1 protein-coding gene is annotated in these 344 nt (G+C 60.5%); it reads left to right on the forward strand.

Annotated features, from left to right (window positions below; genetic code table 11):
• Window positions 1-344 (forward strand): ribonucleotide reductase barrel domain-containing protein (locus tag H7I57_RS19585; protein ID WP_504928643.1); only part of this gene is annotated, 344 nt, incomplete at both ends.

Genomic DNA, 344 nt, shown 5'->3' on the forward strand with positions numbered 1-344 from the left:
ACTCGCCGGACTTCGCCCAGACCATAGAGGTGTCGATCCGGGCGCTGACCGCGGTGAGCGACCAGACCCACATCTGGTCGGTGCCGTCGATCGAGCAGGGCAACAACGACTCGCACGCCATCGGCCTAGGCCAGATGAACCTGCACGGCTACCTGGCCCGGGAGCAGATTTACTACGGCTCGGACGAGGGCATCGACTTCACCAACATCTACTTCTACACGGTGCTTTTCCACGCGCTGCGCGCATCGAATCTCATTGCGATCGAACGCGGTACGAAGTTCGGTGGGTTCGAGAAGTCGAAGTACGCCTCGGGTGAGTTCTTCGACAAGTACACCGACCAGGTG

It is taken from the genome of Mycolicibacterium pyrenivorans (genome assembly GCF_025821625.1).
Taxonomy (GTDB): domain Bacteria; phylum Actinomycetota; class Actinomycetes; order Mycobacteriales; family Mycobacteriaceae; genus Mycobacterium; species Mycobacterium pyrenivorans.